This window comes from Kitasatospora sp. NPDC088351 (genome assembly GCF_040685575.1).
In the GTDB taxonomy this organism is placed as follows: domain Bacteria; phylum Actinomycetota; class Actinomycetes; order Streptomycetales; family Streptomycetaceae; genus Kitasatospora.
This window is the reverse complement of the sequence record NZ_JBFBIL010000093.1, coordinates 1-18,335: the sequence shown is the minus strand read 5'-3', so window position 1 is coordinate 18,335 and position 18,335 is coordinate 1. Positions and strand designations below refer to the sequence as shown.

Sequence of the window (18,335 nt, the reverse complement as noted above, 5' to 3'; positions counted from 1 at the left end):
GAAAGCTACCTCGCCGGCCTTCACCTCCGCGGCGCAATGATCTGGATCAAGGACCTCACCCGAACCCATTGATCACGACCGAATACGCGGCCTAGACGCGATGGTCCAGCTCTGGGCGGGGGTGTCGTTGCAAGTGTTGAGGATGAGCTGGGTGCCGGATGTGGTGTCGGTGTTCGGGTCGTCGACGCACAGACGGGAGACGGGGTTGTAGACGCTGCGGTCGCCGCGGGCCAGCCACTGCTGGCTGGAGCTGCCGTTTGCAGGCGTTTGCGCCGCAGGGGTCTCCGTCGTGATGGACTGCTTCGCTGCCGTCGAGCAGTGCGCGGCCAGGGCAGGCAGTGGCAGTTGGTGCATCAGTACCCGGAACGGAGTTTTCGTCGGCGGTCTGTGGTGGTATGGACACCCAGTGCGCTTGATCACGGTGGCGCGTTGGGGGTGGGGATGGAAGATCTGTCGCGTAGGCCGGGCATCGCGGTGAGTGCGGTGTCCGTGTCGCAGTACACCGTTCCGGTTGCTCTCGTGGTGCCCAACCAGTTCGACCGGCGTACTCCCCTACAGCAGGTCTGGTACTGGGAGCCTGCCGAGTGGGAGCGCTTCACATATGAGTGGGTGCGCATGCGGGCGTCGGAGGAGGGCTACCTGGGTGCTGAGATCATCGGCGGCAGCAACGACCGGGGCGCCGACGTGGTGGCATTCTTCACCGAGCGGCGTCTCAACGGCGAGTGGCACTGCTTCCAGTGCAAGCTCTACCACGACGATCTGGCCCTTGCCGACGCGTTGCCAGAGATGGTCAAGCCCTTCGTTGCGGCGGTCGAGACCACCAGGACGCTGCCGACGCGTTACACGTTCGTCGCCCCCAGGATCCACCCTCGGCTCAAGGACTTGGTGCTGACACCCGACGAGCTCAAGTCCCGCTTCCTGGAATACCTGCGTGGTCGCTCCCAGACCGTGACGAAGCTACCCGCGCAACTCCTCGGGGACGTCGCGAAGCTCGCCGAGGCCACCGAATTTTCCATGTTCTGGACCGTCAACCTGGACGAGATGCTGGAGGTCTACAGCAAGTCCCTGTTGTTCGCCGCCCGCTTCAACTACCCCCCCTCTGGCGAACCCGCGAAGCTCCCCGTGCCGCCCAAGCCCGCCGTCGATGAAGCCCGGTTCCTGGAGCAGTTGGTCGATGTGTACCGGGAGCGGTTGGGGGAGCAGGTCGTGACGGTGGACGACGCCTTCGGCCATCCTCGGTCCGGCAGCCATCTGCGGCGGCAGCGCGAGGCGTTCTACGCGGCCGAAGCACTGCGCATGTACGCCCGGGACAGCGTCCCGGGCGACGCTTACACGGAACTGCAGGACGACGTGCTCGCCAACCTGGTGGAAGTGGCAGACGACGAGCACGAGTCGGGCTGGCACCGGCTGCGGGCGGTCGTCACCCAGGCCGGGAACCTGCAGGTGTCGGGATCGGTCATCGCGTCGCACTTCCAGCAGGTTCAACGCAAAGGTATGTGTCACCAGTTCGCGAACGACGACAAGTTGACGTGGTGCGACGGAGGCGAGCAGTGAACGTCCTCAACGGTCCAGTGGAGGTGGGCATGCGGGCCCTGGCCCTGCTCGCCGAGGCCCACCCGGAGGCACTTGATCTCGCTGCGCTCGTTGTGCTCGACCACGCCGTCCTGCACAGCGAGCGGTTCGGCGGGCCGCCCAGCCTGCTGCCCGAACTGCCCGCCCAGCCGGGCGAACTCGGCCGAAAACGCGAACTCCTCCACGAGGGGCTGGCCGTCCTGATGCGGGCCGGCCTGGCCTCGATCGACGCCACGGCCGAGGGGCTGGTCTACCGGGCGACGGCCCGAGGCTCCAGCTTCCTAGGGATCTTCGAAGCGCCCTATGTCGGCCGGCTGTGCGAGCGGGCGACCTGGGCAGTGGAGCGACTCGCCCCGCACACCGACCCGCTGGCGGCCACGCGGGCCATCACGCAGACCTGGCGCGAGCAGCTCGCCGCGAGCGCGCACCACTCGAGGGACGGACATGAATGACCTCACGCTGACGCACCTCACCTACGCCGGTTCCGGCCTCCCCGACGCGCAGGTCGCCTTCTCCCCGAAGTTCACCTTGATCTGTGGTGACTCCAACACGGGCAAGTCCTTCATCGTCGACTCCATCGACTACATGCTCGGCGGGCACATCACGCCCGCGATCCCGCACTCTGAGGGCTACAGCCAGATCCTGCTCGGGCTGTTCCTGCCGGACGGCAGTCCGCTCACCCTCGTACGGGCACCAGGCAGCAACAACGTGCACGTACACGAAGCCGACCTGCGGGGCCTCGTCCACGCCGCCCCCGACACGGTGCTGTACGCCCGGCGGACGAAGAACCGGCGCGACGTCTCCCATTACCTGCTCGACCGACTCGGCCTGGCGGACGCGTACATCCGCACTAACGAAGCGGGAAACACCGAGCACCTCAGACTCGCCGACCTCACTCACCTGGCAGTCGTCACCGACGAACGGATGGTCGACCAGACGCCGCCCTCGCAGCGGGTCCGAGGCAACGCCGCGAAGACCGCCGCTAGGTCCGTGATGAAACTCGTCCTCACCGGTGAGGACGAGCCGCCGGCGAGCAAAGTACCCAACGCCGCCCAACGCCGCATCCAGAAGAGCAAGATCGCCCTGCTCGACCAACTGGTGATCGACCTGTCAGCGAAGCAGACCACTCAGGAGAACGAGGGCCAACTGCGGGCACGCCAGGCCCGACTGGCGGCCACCCTCGAGATGGTGACGGCCTCGCTGCGCGAGGCGACAGAGCGACAGAGCCGGATCGCGGCCGAGCGGACGAAGCACACCGAAGCCGAGGAAGGACTGGCGGTGCGCCTGGGCGAAGTACGCGACTTGCTAGGGCGTTTCGACATCCTCCGACGACAGTACGAGTCGGACCTCGCCCGGCTGGAGATGGTCGGCGAGGCCGGCAATCTGCTCGGCTACTTCCGGGCCGGCCGCTGCGTGTTCTGCGGGGCGGAGCCCGAGCACCAGGAATCCGCGCACGACAACCACGAGACTACCCACCTACACGAGGCAGTCACCGCGGAGACCTCCAAGACCCAGGCCCTGCTGGCCGACCTCCGGCTCACCATTGCCGACCTGGAGGAACAGCGGGACGACCTCCTCCACCAGCAGGAGCGGATGCGTGTCAGAGGTGCCGAACTCGACCGCACGATCCTGATGATCGAGGAGCAGCTCCTCCCGGCGAAGGGCGAGCTCGACCAGATCCTGGCGGAGCGCTCGGAGATTGAGCGCAACCTCGAAGTGCTGGCGCGCATCGGTGAACTCGACGAGCACCGCGCCGAACTGGTCGCCGCCGGAACGATGCCCACCAAACGTGCAGACTCGCTCATCCCCGGACGGACGGTGCGAGTGTTCGATTCCGTGCTCCAGCGGAACCTCGAACGGTGGCACGTACCGGGCACCGAGCACGCCGGCTACGACCCCTACAGCGGCGACGTCCGCGCTGGCGGCCAGGCCCGCGCCGAGCACGGCAGGGGAATGCAGGCGCTGCTGCGCTCCGCATTCTCCGCGGCGCTGGCCGAGTACTGCATCGACCGCAGGCTCCCGCACTTGGGGTTCCTCGTGCTGGACTCGCCGCTGGTGACCTATGGCCAGCTCCGTGACGAGGACGAGGCACGGCTGGCTCCTGAGGTCAATGACAGCTTCTACCGACACTTCCTCGACTCGCCGGGGCAGACGATCATCGTGGAGAACACGCCACCGCCCCTTGACGTCGTCGAGCAGGCCCACGTGGTGATGTTTCGCAGGACGGGGAATGGCAGGCACGGATTCTTCCCCGCAAGGCCAGGACTCGCCTGAGCCCAGGGCTCGTAGACAGCCATGGCGGCTTTGCCGAAGCTCTCGGTCCGCTGCGGCTGGCTGCCCTTATCACTACCTACCGCGCCCGTCCGTCAGGCGGTGTCGGCAGCTACCAGCTGCGGTACACCTGGGAAGGCCGTGCCTCGGCCGACTGACCCGAAGATCCGTTGCTTGCCAAAACTGCAGCAGCCCAAACCCGAGCTACCAGGCTGCCAGACCCCGGCAGAACCCGCCCGCTATCTGTGGTCGGACCGCAGGTCAGCGGGACGCGGGCGGCTTCGGCCACGGGGTTCCGTGCGCGGCGGCGCCAAGGATCTCACCGAGGCGGAGCCAGGCGTTGGGGCCGGAGTGGCTGATCGGGCTGTCCGCGAAGCGCTGCCAAGCCTGCTGGTCGGCGCCGAGCGCGGCGGCCACCAGGGCGAGGACGGCGGGGTGCGTACTGTCCCGGTAGCGGGGGCCACCGAGGGTGAGTGCCGTCCAGGCCGGGAGGGCGAGGACGGTCTCGTGGTCGCGATGAGGACGGCGTCCTCCCTCTCGCGGCGGGTGGGCTGCCGATCGCGCAGGCGCCGCCGGTAGTAGGGCGAGGGCGCGGTGCCCGTCTCCCGGGGTACCAGCTCGACTCCCAGGTGGAGGTGCTCGTCGAGTAGCGCGATCACCTGGGCCGGGTCGGGTCGAGCTGGGCCGCGAAAAACGCCGAAGCGGTACGCAGGACCTCGTTCGCCCGGCGCAGGTCGCGGACCTCCTTGCGCAGGACGACGAGCCTAGCCCCTTCATCGCCGGATGAGCAGCCGTCGTCCGCACCAGCAGGTCGTGGGGCCGCCAGAGAGGTCCAGTACTGTCGCGGGGTTCCTTCTGTGAACTCTGTCAACGACGGTATAATGTAGCCGTACGGCGAGGAGGCGTGCCAGCCACAAGCAACCATGAGACCTTCCCCGCCTCTTCCCGACCGTTCGGAGACCCCTGTGGCTGAGCCAACTGACGTGTCCGTGACCCTCGCGGAGATCGCGCGCATCGCAGGGGTCGGGCGGGCCGCCGTGAGCAACTGGCGGAGGAGGCACGAGAACTTCCCCGCCCCGGTCGGAGGCAGTGACACCAGCCCGCAGTTCTCCCTGGCGGCGGTGGAGCAATGGCTCCTGGACCAGGGGAAGCTCGACCGGATTGGGCAGCGCGAACGACTGTGGCCGCAGTTCGAGGCCCTGGGGGACCGGGCAGCAATGGGCGGGGCGATCGCCCGGGCGGGAGAGCTCGTGCTGGCCGGGCAGCCGGCTGCTGCCGCGGCGGCTGGAGGCGGGGCATCCGCCCGGACGTCGCGTGTCGTCGAACAGGCGGTGGAGACCGCGCGTCACGAGGGCGGGCGTCAGACCTTCGACTTCCTGCTCGCACGCTGGCTCGATGCCCATGTGCGCCAGATCAGCACCACTCCCGAGCCTCTGGCCAGGCTTATGGCCGATCTTGCCGCAGCGGTGGCCGGTGAGGAGGAAGGTCCAGTCACGGTGCTCGACCCGGCCTGCGGATCCGGTGGCCTGCTTCAGGCGGCAGCTGCGCATTGGGGGGCGGGCGGTTCCAAGAGCTCCCGGCCGAACCTTCTGGGCGTGGAGATCGATCCGACGCTCGCTGCGCTGGCCGGCACTCGGCTGGGCTTTGTGGAGGCCGAGGCGGCAGGGGCATCCCGCGGCCACCGTCCGTCCTCGGTGGACATCCGCGACGGGGACTCCCTCCGGAACGATCCGCTCGATCAGGTCCGCGCCGACGTCGTGTTGTGCAATCCGCCCTTCAACGAGCGCGACTGGGGCTACGAAGAGCTCGCCACCGACCCCCGGTGGGTCTTCGGCCTTCCGCCGCGAACAGAGCCGGAGCTGGCATGGGTCGAGCATGCACTGGCCCGACTGCGCCCCGGGGGGACGGCGGTAGTCCTGCTTCCCCCTGCGGTCTCCTCCCGCCGCGCCGGTCGGCGTATCCGTGGAGCGCTGCTCCGCGTGGGCGCCCTCCGCGGTGTCGTCGCCCTGCCGGCCGGTGTCGCTCAGCCGCACAGCGTATCTCTGCACCTGTGGATTCTGAGAGCGCCCGAGGCCGAGGGCGGTCCAGGACCGCGACACCTGTTCCTGCTGGATGCCGCCTCGTCGCACGCTGGTGGTGCGGCGAGGGGAGCTCAGACAATCGACTGGGACCGGCTGCACCGGCATGTCCTTGACGCAGCGGCCGCGTTCGGGTGGGAGAACGGGCGGGGCAACGCGTCGCAACAGTCCGTACCGGGCTCGCTCGCTGTGCCGGTGATGGATCTGCTGGACGAGCAGGTGGATCTCACACCGGCCCGGTACGTCCCGGCGAGGTCGGCGGATGTGCAGCTTGAGCTTGCCGATTCCTGGGGCCGGTTCGACGCGCTGCTGCGCGAGCTGGGAGAGCATTCGCGGCTGCTTTCCAAAATTGGTACCTCTGCTGATGGTGAATCGGTCACCACCGTGACCGTGGGGGACCTCGACCGGGCGCGGGCTCTGTCTCTGAGGACCGGGCTGCCGCTACCTGACACTCAGCAGGACACGAGTATGCGGGCCAGTGGCGCTGTGCCCACCATGAGCGTCGCCGACCTCATTCTGGACGGTCAGCCAGGCGGGTGGTTGTCTGCGACTGCGGCTCAGAAGGCAGTCGAGGAAGGCATACTGACCGTGGCGGAGCCTGGCGATGTGATCGTGGTTGGTGTCGAGCGCGCTTTCCAGGTGTGGGTGCAGGAGGAAGGCTCACTGGCGCTCGGGCCGCAGCTCCATGCGCTGCGCACGGATCCGGCGGTCATCGATCCGTGGTTCCTCGCCGCCTGTCTGCGTGCCCCGGCGAACGCCCGGCAGGCGAGTTCACACACGTCCAGTTCGGCACGCATCGATGTTCGCAAGCTACAGGTGCTGCAACTGCCACTTGTCGAACAACTGCCCTACGGTGAGGTGTTCCGCCGACTGCTGGCTCTGGAGAGTGCACTGCGCTCGCTGGGAGCTGCCGGATCCGAGCTTTTGCGGGAGCTCGGCGACGGGCTGGTTGCCGGACGCCTGCGAGGGCTGGGCCTGCTGTCCTGAGCGGCGTAGGCGCGTCCGGTGCGGAGCCGTCAGTCGTTGCCCAGGGCCGACAGAAGCTTTGCAATGCTTTCGTCGTAGCCGAGTTCCGAGAGCTCGATGCCGACCTCACGGCAGCGTCGGCGCAGGTGGAATGCGCGCTCCTCGTCGATCCGGGGGAGGGCTTCGAGTACCACGGCGAGTGCACCTAGGGCATCACGCAGCTCTCCGAACGGGATGCGGCATTCCGCGGCGCCGAGGGTGCCCTCCAACCAGTCGGCTACGTCGCTGGGGTCGTCGCTGTCCTGCGCCAGCACCACCAGTTCCTCGTAGAGAGTCATCGCGGTTGCGCAATCGCCAGCGACGCGGTACCCGTCAGCGGCCACCAGATAGGCGGCTCGAACATGCAGATCTGAGGTTCCCCAGTCACGCCGGGCTGCTTCCAGCAGCGAAGCCAGCCGCTCGACGGCATCACCCGGGTCACTCGTGTCGATCTCGGCTCTGGCCTCGATCCGGGCCTCTTGGAAGGATCGCCTGCTCAGGAACGTGGATGCGCGCCGCCTCCGCTGGATCGCGGCCGGGGGTGCGGAGAGCTCCGGGGAGCCGGCGGACGCGGGGACACGCAGCGGTTTGGTGGGGTCCGGCTCGATCCGAGGCGAGGGAGCGGGAGCTCCCACGCGCGGTGCATGGGCGCGGAGGACCGCGCTGACCACCTGTGCGCTCTCCGGGCGCCCGTCCGGGTTCTTCGCCAGCAATCGCAGAGTGAGCTCATCCAGTTCGGGCGGGATGTGTCCGACGAAGTGCGAAGGAGGATAGGGAAGGGCGTGCACGTGCTGATCCCGCAGTCCCTCGCCGATGAACGGAGGCCTGCCGGTCAGCAGCCGGTACAGCACGCAGCCGAGGGCGTAGAGGTCCGTCATGGGCGTGATCTGGCGCTCTAGGATCTGCTCGGGCGCCTCGTAGCCACGACTGCCCACTGTGCTTCCGAGGGGGGTGTAGTCGGTGACCCCCGGCCACAACGGTTTGGCGATGCCGAAGTCGATCAGGACGACCATGCCGTCCTCGTCGATGATCAGGTTGTAGGGCTTCAGATCCCGGTGGACTACGGGCAGGTCGTGCGCGCAGGCAAGGGCGTCGGCGATCTGGTGGCCGATGGCTGCGGCCACTTCCACGGTGGGTGTGTACAGCTCCAGAAACTCGTGCAGGTTCTTGCCCTCCACCAGGCGCATAACGATGTAGGGATCCCCGTGATGGTCGCCCTGGCCGTAGAGCTCGGGGATGTTGCGGTGGTGCAACTTGCGTAGGAGCGCGCCCTCACGCCGGAAGCGGCCGCGCATGCGCTCCAGTTCGGCGCACCACTGCTCCTCATCGAGGGAGTCTGACGGCCCCCGGTCCGGACGGAGGAACTTGACGGCCACGCGGCGCGGTTCGATGAGGTCCTGAGCCTCCCATACCTCGGCCATGCCGCCGCGGCCCCTGGGCCTGAGCAGCTTGTACCGGTTGCCCAGGATGTCTCCCGGTTCCATCGTCTTGCCCCCTGCGCGCGCCCTGCACCGGATCTCGTGAATGGAATATACCTCAAGGCGTCTATTGGCTCAGTTCACAGAGGAAGTGTGTCATGCTGGAGATGCCTCGCTGGATGCCCTGGGCGTTCCGCGAGAGCACTCGTCGGCGTGCGCTCGCACCGATCCGGGAGGCGTTCATGACCCACTGGCCGATACCTCGTGGTACTGGGGGCGACATCAGGTTGGTCCGCACGAACCTGCCGACCGCGCGGCTGGATCCACGCGACTGCCCCCTGAAGCGTAGTAGCGACGCGCGACCCCTGCTGGCTGCGGACGTTCGGGCCCAGGAGTCGGACGGCGAACTGCAGGACTTCACCCTCAAGGTCCTCATGGGCGCGCTGGACTTGATTGAACACGATCGAAAGCCTGTCGAGGAGGTGATCGAGCAAATCCGGCACACCGACGGGACGTTCGGCCGCTACCGCGGTCGCAGGGCGCATCCGGTGCTCGTGGAGTGGAGCATCGAGGCGGTGCACCGCTACCTCGCGGCCCGCGAGGCGGACCAGCAGGCCAGGGCTGCCGCCGGGCTGCCGCTGACGCTCCCGGTGCGCGACAGGTGGGTGGCCAGCAAGGGGCGGAGACCGGTCGATTCGCGCGGCGCGGACACGTACGAGGCCACGGCATGGGGTCGGCGCTACGCAGCACTCGACGGTACGGCCAGGGATCTGTGGCTGATGTCCTTCGGTGCGGCCAAGTGCGACCGTCCCCAGGCAGAGAAGGCAGTCGCGGCGTACGTCGCCGCCTGCGGGCGGCCGGCAACCGGCGGGTGGGAGTCCCGGTACCAGCCGGTGCCGTTCGAAGCGCTCCCCTACGGGCGAGGGGCTGCACCCGAACGCGTCAGAGTCGTCGAGTTCGGCTGCGGAGACGGCAGGGCAGTCGAACTGCTCGACTGGGACAGGCAGGAGGCCCGGCGGCAGTTCGCGGAGCAGGGCTGGCCGGCGCTCGCCCGGGCGCTGGACGACACCCGTTCCCAGCCAGGCTCAAGCTGCGTCGACTGCAAGGCGCTGCACGGATGCGCTGCACTCCCCATGAGCGCGGGCCTGCTGCAGATCGGCTCGGCAGCGGTTCTCAGGCCACGGCGCAGCGTCTCCGTCACCGACCTGCGCGCATACGCGGAGTGTCCTGCCAAGTACCACGCGACCAGGCAGCTCAAGCTGCGATCGGCGCAGCCCGAGAGCGCGCAGGTCCGACGGGGCCGGGCTGTTGACGGCTGGCTGAACGAGCGTCACGCCGTTGCCCCGCACCAAGGCTGTCGCGGCCTGCCCGGCCCGTCGGACCCGTCGGAGTGGTCGGCGGAGGGCCACCGCGTCTCGGGTCGGGAGGCCGAGGACGGTGCGGCCATGCTCGTTCAGCACAGCTACGTGTGCCCGCTGAACGACCTGCCACCGAGTGAGGCCGTGCAGGTCCAGCGTCAGGTGGTCTGCTACGACCAAGAGCTTGACCTGGTGCTCATCGCCACCCCCGACCTGCTGCACACCCGAGGCGGAGGCTGGGTGTGGCGGGAGACGAAGACCACCGGACGGCGGCTTTACGAGGGACGTTCGCTGATGGCGAGCTACCCGCAGCTGGCGTTCGGAGTCCTGCTGCTGGCCGCTGGTGCGCTGGGTGGTGACCTCACCCGCGCGAGGGTCGAGCTGGAACTGCTCCACACGGACGACCTGACCCTGGAGGAACTGGACCCCTCCCGACCGCAGGTGGTTGCCGAGGCCCGGAAGGTGATCGCCGGACTCGTCCGCCCCTGGGTCGAGGACCGCACCTTTGCAGCTGCGCCAGGCCGCGCCTGCCGCAGCTGCGAGGCCCGTGACTGGTGCGTTCCCGGACGTACCCATCTCGCCACAGTTGAGGAGCCCTGATGCCTGCAACCCGCCCGGCCGGCGCCGACTGGCTCGACTACCCGGACGTTCAGCTGCTGCGGACCATCGCCGGAGCCGTCGTCGAACTCGCCGATCTGGGAGAGTTGGACTCATTCACGCTGCCCTACCCCGCGGAAGCCCAGCGGGCACTGGACCGGACGGTCCTGGCCTGCCTGCTGCGTGGTGTGGAAGAAGTCCCGGGCAGCCTTCCCGAGTTGCTGTTCTGGTGCCACAATCGCCCCCTGGAGGACTGGCCGCTGGACCTTCCGCCGGACGCCTGCGGAACGGACGAGTACCTGGTGGACCCGGATGCACTGGTCCCCACGCAGCTGTGCCACGAGTGGTGGATCAGGGGCAGGGACGCCGGTGCCGCGCAGTTCGACCGCGAGGTCATCCACGCGGCGATGCGACTGTGCCGTCAGGCATCGTCGCCCGAGTCCTACTCGGCCTTCCGGCGGCTGCTCGTGGAACGGCCGGTGCTCACCGGAGTCGAGCGGTTCGAGATCGAGACCGACCACGCCCTCAGCCCGCTCCAGGAGCTCATCGACCAGTGCTACGCCCCGGCCCCGGTGGGTTACCGGCACCACGGCACCCACATCACCTGCGGGCGCTGCCTCACCCTGCTGACCCCGCTCACCGACGGCAGCTGGTGGTGTGAGCGGGACAGGTGCCGCCGGCGCGGAACGGCCCCCCACGGCCGCACCCTGGCAGAGGCCGACGCGGGTGAGGTGCTGCAACTGCGACGCCCGCTGCGGCAGTTCGTTACGGGACCGGGGCGGGCGGAGGTGGATCTTGAACGACGTCTGACCGAACTCGGGCTCGACGTCGAGCTGTGGCCCGGCTTCGATGCATACGACCTGCGCGTTGAGTTCCCCGACGGGCATGTATGGGCGATCGATGTGAAGGACTGGAAGCACCCTGGGCTCCTCGGTCGCGCGGCCGGACCGGTCCGCCCCGAGCCGCCGTACGACGAGTCCTGCTGGGTCGTGCCCCACGAGCAGGCCCAGGCGCACCGTGACTACCTGGGCACCTACCGGCGCAACCGGCCCGCAGCGGCCGCGAGGCTGCCGCTGTTCACCGACGACGGCCTGGTCGCACTCGCCAAGGCACGGCTGCGCGGAGCGTCAGGAATCCGCCTCGACGACCACCACTCCACGAACGGAGCCCCCCGTGCGTAACAGCAGCGAGTGGTACCGGCCGCTGACCAAGGACCTGGAACGGGTCTGGCCAGTGGAGTACCCCGACATCAAGCCCTCCCTGCTGTGCCAGGTCGAACTCGGCCTGCGGCTGTTGGAGGGGTTGGACCCTGCCCGGGAGGCAGAGGGCGTCTATACCTTGCTTGGCGGCTATCCGTTCGCCGCTGCCGTGGGCATCGCGAGGACGCCGAACGACCAGCTCCGCCTGGACTCAGCGCGGCATCTGCTGTGGAAGCTGCGCAGGCGCCGGATATGGCTCCAATGCCTCGACGCCTACCGCCAGCTGCCGCCCCGGCTGCGCGGCTACCGGCTTCCGGTCGAGGGTGGCCCGGCGACCAGGGTGGAGCCCACCGTCGCGCCGGACCGGTTCGCACGCTACGACTCGGCGCTCTCCCAGTTGCCCGGCTTCGACCGCCGGCCACTTCACCTTGCCCCCGCCGGTCCGGCACGATTCACCGAGCGCCGCCGGGCGGCATCGGTCGACATCCCCGACCGCCTCTGTTTTCCCAGGGCCAACGGTCACGATCTGACCGACGTTCCGAGGTCCGCCGGACGCCCGCTCGACGTGCCGCTCGCCGAACTGGTCGCGACCGCAGCGTGGATGGACGCGACTGCGGCGGAGCATGAGCTCACTCCCGGGGCTTGGAGCAGTCGGCTGGAAGACCTCAACCTTGACGTCCGCTCAGTCGACGGCCTGCGCTTCGAAGCTGCAGACACGTTGCGGCTCGACCGACTGCTGCACCTGGTCGGCATGGTGGGAGCCGGTAAGAGCACCCTGATGCAGCTGATCGCGGTCTGGGCAGCGCTCAAGGGGATGCGCACCACACTCGTCGTCGGTGACGTCGCCGAACAGCTGGCCCTGGTCGGCCAGTTCCGCGACCTGGGGCTGAGCGCTGCGCCCGTGCTTGGTGGCACCACGCGGGAGCAGCACGCTGCCCGGCTGCACCGCAGGCTTGCGGCCCGCGGACAGGACTCCCTGCTCGGGCATGACGACCCGGCCTTCGACGACCTGAGCACCGCGTGCGTACTGGACGCCCTGCGCGGCCACGAGACAGCCGAGCCGTTGCGTTACGTCGACGCTCCCTGTACTGACCTGCGACCGGTCAAGCAACACGAACGCACTCTTGGCGGCGACATCGTGCTCCCCAGGTACCAGCACGCGGGCGTCCGTACGGAGGCCCGCGGCAACGCTGTGCTCGACACCGCCGACGAGCTGGGTGGCGGGCACGGCTGCCCGATGTGGAGCGTGTGCCCCAGGCATGCGCCGGACCGCGCCATGGTGGATGCGCTCATCTGGGTCGCCAACCCCGCGAGCCTGGTGCAGAGCGCGGTGCCGCACCAACTCAATGACGAGCGGCTGCGCCGGCTCGAACTTGCCTGCCTGCGCAGTGACATCATCATTGTGGACGAGGCCGACCGGGTGCAGATGCAGCTCGACACCGCGTTCGCACCCTCGGCGACCCTGGTCGTGCGTGGGCCGGAGTCATGGTTGGACCGCATCGGCATCCACAAGATCGACGAACTCGCTCGGCAGGGCCGGCTCCCACTCTCCGTCCGTGATGTCGAGCGCTGGTCCGCCTCACTCGACCTCGTCGGTATCGCTGCGAACCGCCTCTACCGGATGCTGATCACCGATGCGGACCTGCGTGCATGGGCGGACATCGAGTACTTCAGCGCATGGACGCTCCAGGAGAAGCTCGTCGCCGGCTGGTACCCACGCCCCCGCGACGACGGCGGAATTCCCGACGGCGTCCGCGACGACGGCGATGTCTACGACGTGGACGACGGACCGGACACCATGGACGGGGCGCAGCCGCCGCCACAGGCCGACGAGGCCTGGGCCGAGCGCCGGAACGGGGTGACCGCGATCATGGACGCCTTCCGGGACGACCCTCTGGGTGACGCCGCTCCCCACGGCGAAGCCGTGGACGCCCTGATCCGCAGCGCCAATGACCTCCTACACACCCTTGACGAGAAGGCCACCCGTGGGCGGGTCCGCGGCGTTCTGGACAGCCTGCTCGACGGTTCGCCCCTGCTAGACGGCTCACTCCAGCAGCCGCCGCCGCGCCCCGGGGAGCCGCAGCGCGATGCCGTGGACACCTGGGGGACAGAACCCTGGCTCGACCGAATGTCGACGCGTCTGGAGTTCACCCTGGTGCTGGCCGCGTTGCACCAGCGACTGGAGCGCGTCACCTTCCTGTGGCCGCAGGTCGAGGCCGCGCTCCACCTCGACACGGCGGACAACGAGCTCTCCCGCCGCCCGCCCCTGGACTACGCGCCGGTCGTTCCTGAGGCCCCGATGGGCAATGTGCTGGGCTTCCAGTACCTGCCCGACGACCCCGAGCGGGGACCGGAGGACGACGAACAGCGCAGCGGGACCCTCCGGTTCTTCCGCTGCGCCGGAGTGGGCCGCGAACTCCTGCTGAACCTCCCGGACCTGGGAGCCGACCCCGGTACCGGCCGCCCCGGGCCGCACGTGCTGCTGATGTCCGGCACCAGCTGGGCCGGAACCTCGACCCGGGCCCACGTGATGGCACCCGTCGGGGTGGTCCTCAAGCCGGACGAGTCGGCCATCGAGTCCATCCGGCGGACCAGATTCAGCACCCTGTTCCTCTACGACCCCGACGGTGTGCCGCTGACCCTGTCCGGCTCGCGGCTCGACGAGCGCGCCCTGGTACTGCGACAGATGGTCATGCAACTGGGCAAGTCGAACGGCGGGCAGGCGTCGCTACTGGACCGGGAGCTGCGCAGGATCGAGGAAGGCGATCGGCATCGGGCGCTGCTGCTTGTCGGCAGCTACCGGGATGCGACCACGGTCGCGGACCTGCTGGAGTCCATCCCTCGCTGGCGTGGGAAAGTCCGTGTTCTCGCCTCCGACAGCGCCGAACTCGACCGGGCCGCAACCGACCGCACTGTGGCTGGCGGCTCGACCTGGGACGACAGCCCCAGCAAGGCGACGGCCGTGCGGCGCGGAGACCTGGCCGCGTTCGCCGACGACGAGGACGCCGAACTGCTGGTTGCGCCGCTGATGGCGATCGAGCGCGGTCACAACATCCTCAACAGCCGCCGGAAGGCGGCCTTCGGCACGGTCCTGTTCCTTGCGCGCCCACATCCTCGTCCGGACGACCTCTCCCTGGCCGTCTTTGCCGTCAACGACTGGGTCACCCGTTTCGTCCGCGACCAGGAGGGCGTCGAAGGCGGTACTTTCAGCAAGCTCGTCGCCGACGCCGGCAGTCTTGACGCGGCGGGCCTGGCCTTCCGTCTCGAGGCCCGCCGCGAATGGCGGCGGTTGCTCTCACGGCGCTACATCTACTCGCAGCTGAGCCCCTCCGAGAAGACCTCCTTTGCGTGGGACCAGCTTGTCACCATCTGGCAGGTGATCGGCCGTCTCGTCCGCGGTGGGGTACCGGCGAGGGTGGTGTTTGTCGATGCCGCCTTCGCACCGGCCCTGGCCGAGGACGGCGCCCCCGCCGTCACCTCCACCCGCGCCGGTGGTCGCCGCCGCCGCACCGACACCGGCCTTTTGACCAAGCTGCGCGAAGTCCTCGCACCCTACTTCGACAACGACGCGCCGGCGGACACGTTCGCCGACCCGGCTGACCCGGCCCTCGTCCGCACGCTCTACCAGCCCCTCTTCGACGCCCTCTGCAGCCTCCGCCCAGGTAACTGAAGGAGAACCGGAAGCCATGGCCGCCAAGTACCTCGACATCAGCCGCGCCGCGTACGTCATTGCCCCGGGAGCCGGTCCCTGGACTGCGAACTACCGGGCCCTCGCCTTTCCCGAGCATTGGCACGAGGGCGTCCTGACGCTGTGTAACCTCGGGCGGGATTCCGAGGCGGAGCCCTTCCGCACGGCACCTACCGCACGTCTCGACGGAGTGCTGCAGAGCCTCGCCCCGGACCTGGTCGTCCGGGGCCGGGCCCGCGACCTGCGCGACGGAGAGGAGGACTTCTGGCTGTACGCCCCGGCGGAGGCCGTGCACCCCCTCCCAGGCGACACCTTGGACCGGCTTGCCGGTGCTTGGCTGCGCGACCTGCGACCGAAGCCGGAACACCACAACGACGTCCAGGCAGCGCTCACTGCGCTCCGGTCCGCGCCGCCACAGTGGCAGGAGACGGCCGTCGACCTGCTCATCTGCCCCACCACCGAGGGTGGCACGGCCTCGCCGAGCAGCCGTCAGTTCCAGTTGGCCACCGACGCCCTGGCGCGGCGGATCCTCGCGCTGGGCCCCTACGAGCACAAGGCGGGCAGTCTGCGCTTCCGTGCGGTACCGCGTGGCCCGAGGCAGCAGGGGGCCGAGCTGCTGTCGCAGCCCATTGAGCACCCGGTCAAGGGCCGGATGTGGTGGTTCTCCCTCGTGATCAACATCTCGCTGCACACCGTCCCGTTCGACCCCAGGCCGCGCCTTCACGTGCACACCGGCGTCCGCCGCTGGGCCACACGCCCGGATGCCCGGTCCGGACGCGTGCGGTTGCCGTTCGGCCGCGACACCTCCGTCTACCTACTCCCGGGAATTCCCTGGCTGCCCGGGGCACCGGCGAGCGACCGCTACGCTGTGGCCCGGCTGACCTACGACCGGAAAGCGGGCACTCACGCGTGGAAGGACGGCGGCCCTGTACAGATCCTCGGCAGGCTGGCGCTGAGCCGGCCCTTCCCGGAACCGGAGAGCCTGCTCACCGACCCGCTGCTGTGGATCGGTGAAGGCAAGGGCACGCGTGCCGCCGTCGTCCACAGCACGCACATGGGCGCCCATGGCATCGGCGCCGGACTCATGTCGCACCAGCGTTCGCAGCTCACCGATTGGGTCGAACAGGCGCTCCCCGAGGGACTGCGCCGCGTACCCGCGCTCAGCCGTTCCACCGTCGGCCCCAGTGCCCCGGAGAACGCCCGGCCCAAGCCCAAGGACGGCGCAGCCAGGAAGACCGAGGAAGCACGCGCAGCCCAGGCCCGTAGGAGCGCCCTGGCTCTGGCCGCCCGGCTCAACTCGGGCCAGGAACCGGAACTTGCTGCCGCCGAGGTGGCCCCCGCTGAGATCGAGGGCCGGCTGCTGTGGCAGACGCCCTCGTTGCGCAGTGCCGCCATCACCGCGCTCACAGATGTCCTCGGCCTCGACGGCGATGGCGGGGCGCCTGCCCCGGCGGTCGCTGAACAGTGCTTCGACGAAGCCGGGCCCGGAAAGCCGGTCGTCCTCGAATGGCGCACCCCGGAGCTCACTGTCCGGCTGCGCTGCTTGCGGGCAACCGGCGGCATCGCTGACACCCTGGGCATCGACCCGAAGGCCCGCCCGAAGGGCAAGGCCTTGGAGGCGGCGATCCGCACCCGGCGCGCGGCAGTTGCCGAATTCCTCGCCACGGACGGCGCCGAAGCGGGAAGGCCCGGTTTGGCACTGGTGGAGATCGACCGGCGCCAGGACTTCGCCCACGGCCTGGACGACCCCAAGTACGCCATCCGGCTCGGTTGCGCGGACGCGGGCGTGCTGACGCAGTTCGCTGTCGTCCCCAAGAAGGCGAAGGGCTACAACTCGGAGAAGAACCTGCCGCACCGGACCTCTTCGGCCTGGGAGGACGCGCTGCGCCAGTACGGGGTCAGGGTCCTGCCGGAGCATACCCTGGGAGGGACGCTCCCCGACGGACTGCGCTTTGTCGCCACCTACATGGTCAAGCGCCGCAAGGACGGCCCGACGATGCTGCCTCGGCACACCCCGGTAGCCGTCATGGTTACTCCGGTCGGCACCGGCAGCGGGCTGGCGGCCGTCACGGGGTGGGACGAGAAGGCCGGTCAGTGGATTCCCTACCCGGCATTCCTGCTGAGCTTGGTCAAGACGGCGGAGATCCCTGAAGTAGCCGAGGAAACCACGGCAACCGCCGGCCCCGGAACGGTGCCGCGGCAGCGCTCCGGCTACAGCTACTGGCGGCAGAGCATGGACGAACAGCGGAAGGAGACCGGCCGCTACCTCCAAAAGATGATCCGCTCTCTGAGAGGCCGTCCGACCTTGTTGCTAACGCACTCCCAGAACAGTCGGATGCACTGGCCGTGGCTGCAGGACGGCCGCACGGAACCGGATCTGATCAAGACCGGCCACGCTCTGCCGGCCGGTCTCGACGCCGACCTCAGGCTCGTGCGCATCCGTGGGGCAGCCGGCCGGGAGACCCCGCAGTGGTGGGGCAACGCCGGCCCGGGAGGGATCAATGGCCTACCCCAGGGCATGTGGATCGAGGATGCTGACGACGAGGCTTCCTCCGGTCGGGTGTTCTACAGCACGACACCAAAAGCGGGTACGTTCCGCGATTCTGCGGTGGAGGCTGACAAGATCGCCCCACGGCCGCTCCAGCAGGGCCCCAACAAGGGTCAGCCCACCACCGACACCCACATCCCGGCCTGGAACCCGAGCCTGGTAGAGATCGCCGTTCTCGGCTGCCACCCAGCTGACGGCGACTCACCCGAAGCCCTGGCCCTGGCAGTCCACCAGCTCCGCCAGGCCCCTGACTACCTCGACGCCCTGGCGACACCGCTCCCCATGCACCTGGCGAGCCTTGCACAGCACTACGTGCTGCCCACTGTCGTCGAAGGTGAAGCAGACGACGAGCCTTCGGAGGCCGCAGATTCCGCTATGGGTTTGCCGAATGCGGGGACTTCACCGGGAGACGTCCTTCTGGAAGCCGCGCTCGGGGTGTACGTCGGCGTCAGTGAGCCTGCGGTCCTTGCCGCAGCAGACGATGAGGGCGACCTCGACCCGGAACTCTCAGAGAGCGGTTTGTGAGTGTTTGACTGGTTCTGGTGTCACCTGATGGTGTGAGTGTGGACTGGAGTTCGCTCGCTCGGCGCCGCTGCTCTGC

The 18,335-nt window shown here is 69.0% G+C and carries 10 protein-coding genes and 1 pseudogene; 8 read left to right on the top strand and 3 right to left on the bottom strand.

Features of this window, described 5'->3' with window-relative positions; genetic code table 11:
• Positions 1–72 precede the first annotated feature (72 nt).
• Positions 73–354 carry an RICIN domain-containing protein gene (locus AB0P06_RS35345; RefSeq protein ID WP_363614833.1) on the bottom strand — a complete coding sequence of 94 codons (282 nt, stop codon included), beginning with the start codon at positions 352–354 and terminating at the stop codon, positions 73–75.
• Between the two features lie 87 nt (positions 355–441).
• On the opposite strand from AB0P06_RS35345, the gene AB0P06_RS35340 reads away from it, so the two are divergent.
• Genes AB0P06_RS35340 through AB0P06_RS35330 form a run of 3 tightly spaced genes read left to right on the top strand, consistent with a single transcriptional unit; the run spans position 442 to position 3,846 of the window.
• Positions 442–1,554: an ABC-three component system protein gene (locus AB0P06_RS35340; protein WP_363614831.1), complete on the top strand. Its 1,113-nt coding sequence runs from the start codon at positions 442–444 to the stop codon at positions 1,552–1,554.
• Positions 1,551–2,024, top strand: a complete 474-nt coding sequence (locus AB0P06_RS35335; protein WP_363614829.1) for an ABC-three component system middle component 2 — start codon at positions 1,551–1,553, stop codon at positions 2,022–2,024. Before AB0P06_RS35340 ends, AB0P06_RS35335 begins: the two co-directional genes overlap by 4 nt.
• Entirely contained in the window at positions 2,017–3,846 is a 1,830-nt protein-coding gene (locus AB0P06_RS35330) for a hypothetical protein (protein ID WP_363614827.1), read from the top strand. Before AB0P06_RS35335 ends, AB0P06_RS35330 begins: the two co-directional genes overlap by 8 nt.
• A gap of 632 nt (positions 3,847–4,478) precedes the next feature.
• Here AB0P06_RS35330 and AB0P06_RS35325 read toward each other — a convergent pair.
• Positions 4,479–4,639: pseudogene (locus AB0P06_RS35325) on the bottom strand (IS3 family transposase); the annotation flags it as partial.
• Positions 4,640–4,808: 169 nt separating this feature from the next.
• Between AB0P06_RS35325 and AB0P06_RS35320 the strand changes: the two are divergent.
• The gene (locus AB0P06_RS35320; protein WP_363614825.1) at positions 4,809–6,908 is read left to right on the top strand and encodes an N-6 DNA methylase; all 2,100 of its coding nucleotides are present in this window, start codon (positions 4,809–4,811) and stop codon (positions 6,906–6,908) included.
• A 29-nt stretch (positions 6,909–6,937) separates the two neighbouring features.
• On the opposite strand, the gene AB0P06_RS35315 is transcribed toward AB0P06_RS35320, so the two are convergent.
• Positions 6,938–8,410 carry a protein kinase gene (locus AB0P06_RS35315; protein ID WP_363614823.1) on the bottom strand — a complete coding sequence of 491 codons (1,473 nt, stop codon included), beginning with the start codon at positions 8,408–8,410 and terminating at the stop codon, positions 6,938–6,940.
• A 92-nt stretch (positions 8,411–8,502) separates the two neighbouring features.
• On the opposite strand from AB0P06_RS35315, the gene AB0P06_RS35310 reads away from it, so the two are divergent.
• From AB0P06_RS35310 to AB0P06_RS35295, 4 genes are read left to right on the top strand one after another with little or no spacing between them, the layout of a single operon-like run.
• Positions 8,503–10,302 carry a PD-(D/E)XK nuclease family protein gene (locus tag AB0P06_RS35310; protein ID WP_363614821.1) on the top strand — a complete coding sequence of 600 codons (1,800 nt, stop codon included), beginning with the start codon at positions 8,503–8,505 and terminating at the stop codon, positions 10,300–10,302.
• Positions 10,302–11,480: a hypothetical protein gene (locus AB0P06_RS35305; protein WP_363614819.1), complete on the top strand. Its 1,179-nt coding sequence runs from the start codon at positions 10,302–10,304 to the stop codon at positions 11,478–11,480. The genes AB0P06_RS35310 and AB0P06_RS35305 overlap by 1 nt, the downstream gene beginning before the upstream one ends.
• Positions 11,473–15,168, top strand: coding sequence for a hypothetical protein (locus AB0P06_RS35300; RefSeq protein ID WP_363614817.1), 3,696 nt, complete (start codon positions 11,473–11,475; stop codon positions 15,166–15,168). Before AB0P06_RS35305 ends, AB0P06_RS35300 begins: the two co-directional genes overlap by 8 nt.
• Positions 15,169–15,184: 16 nt before the next feature.
• A complete protein-coding gene (locus AB0P06_RS35295; protein ID WP_363614815.1) occupies positions 15,185–18,259 on the top strand; it encodes a DUF3962 domain-containing protein in 3,075 nt (1,024 codons plus the stop codon).
• Positions 18,260–18,335: the final 76 nt, after the last annotated feature.

Excerpts from the sequence above, each read along its gene's own strand:
- AB0P06_RS35340 (WP_363614831.1), top strand. The coding sequence starts at position 442 with ATGGAAGATCTGTCGCGTAGGCCGGGCATCGCGGTGAGTGCGGTGTCC.
- AB0P06_RS35345 (WP_363614833.1), bottom strand. The coding sequence starts at position 354 with ATGCACCAACTGCCACTGCCTGCCCTGGCCGCGCACTGCTCGACGGCA.
- AB0P06_RS35310 (WP_363614821.1), top strand. The coding sequence starts at position 8,503 with ATGCTGGAGATGCCTCGCTGGATGCCCTGGGCGTTCCGCGAGAGCACT.
- AB0P06_RS35330 (WP_363614827.1), top strand. The coding sequence starts at position 2,017 with ATGAATGACCTCACGCTGACGCACCTCACCTACGCCGGTTCCGGCCTC.
- AB0P06_RS35315 (WP_363614823.1), bottom strand. The coding sequence starts at position 8,410 with ATGGAACCGGGAGACATCCTGGGCAACCGGTACAAGCTGCTCAGGCCC.
- AB0P06_RS35305 (WP_363614819.1), top strand. The coding sequence starts at position 10,302 with ATGCCTGCAACCCGCCCGGCCGGCGCCGACTGGCTCGACTACCCGGAC.
- AB0P06_RS35295 (WP_363614815.1), top strand. The coding sequence starts at position 15,185 with ATGGCCGCCAAGTACCTCGACATCAGCCGCGCCGCGTACGTCATTGCC.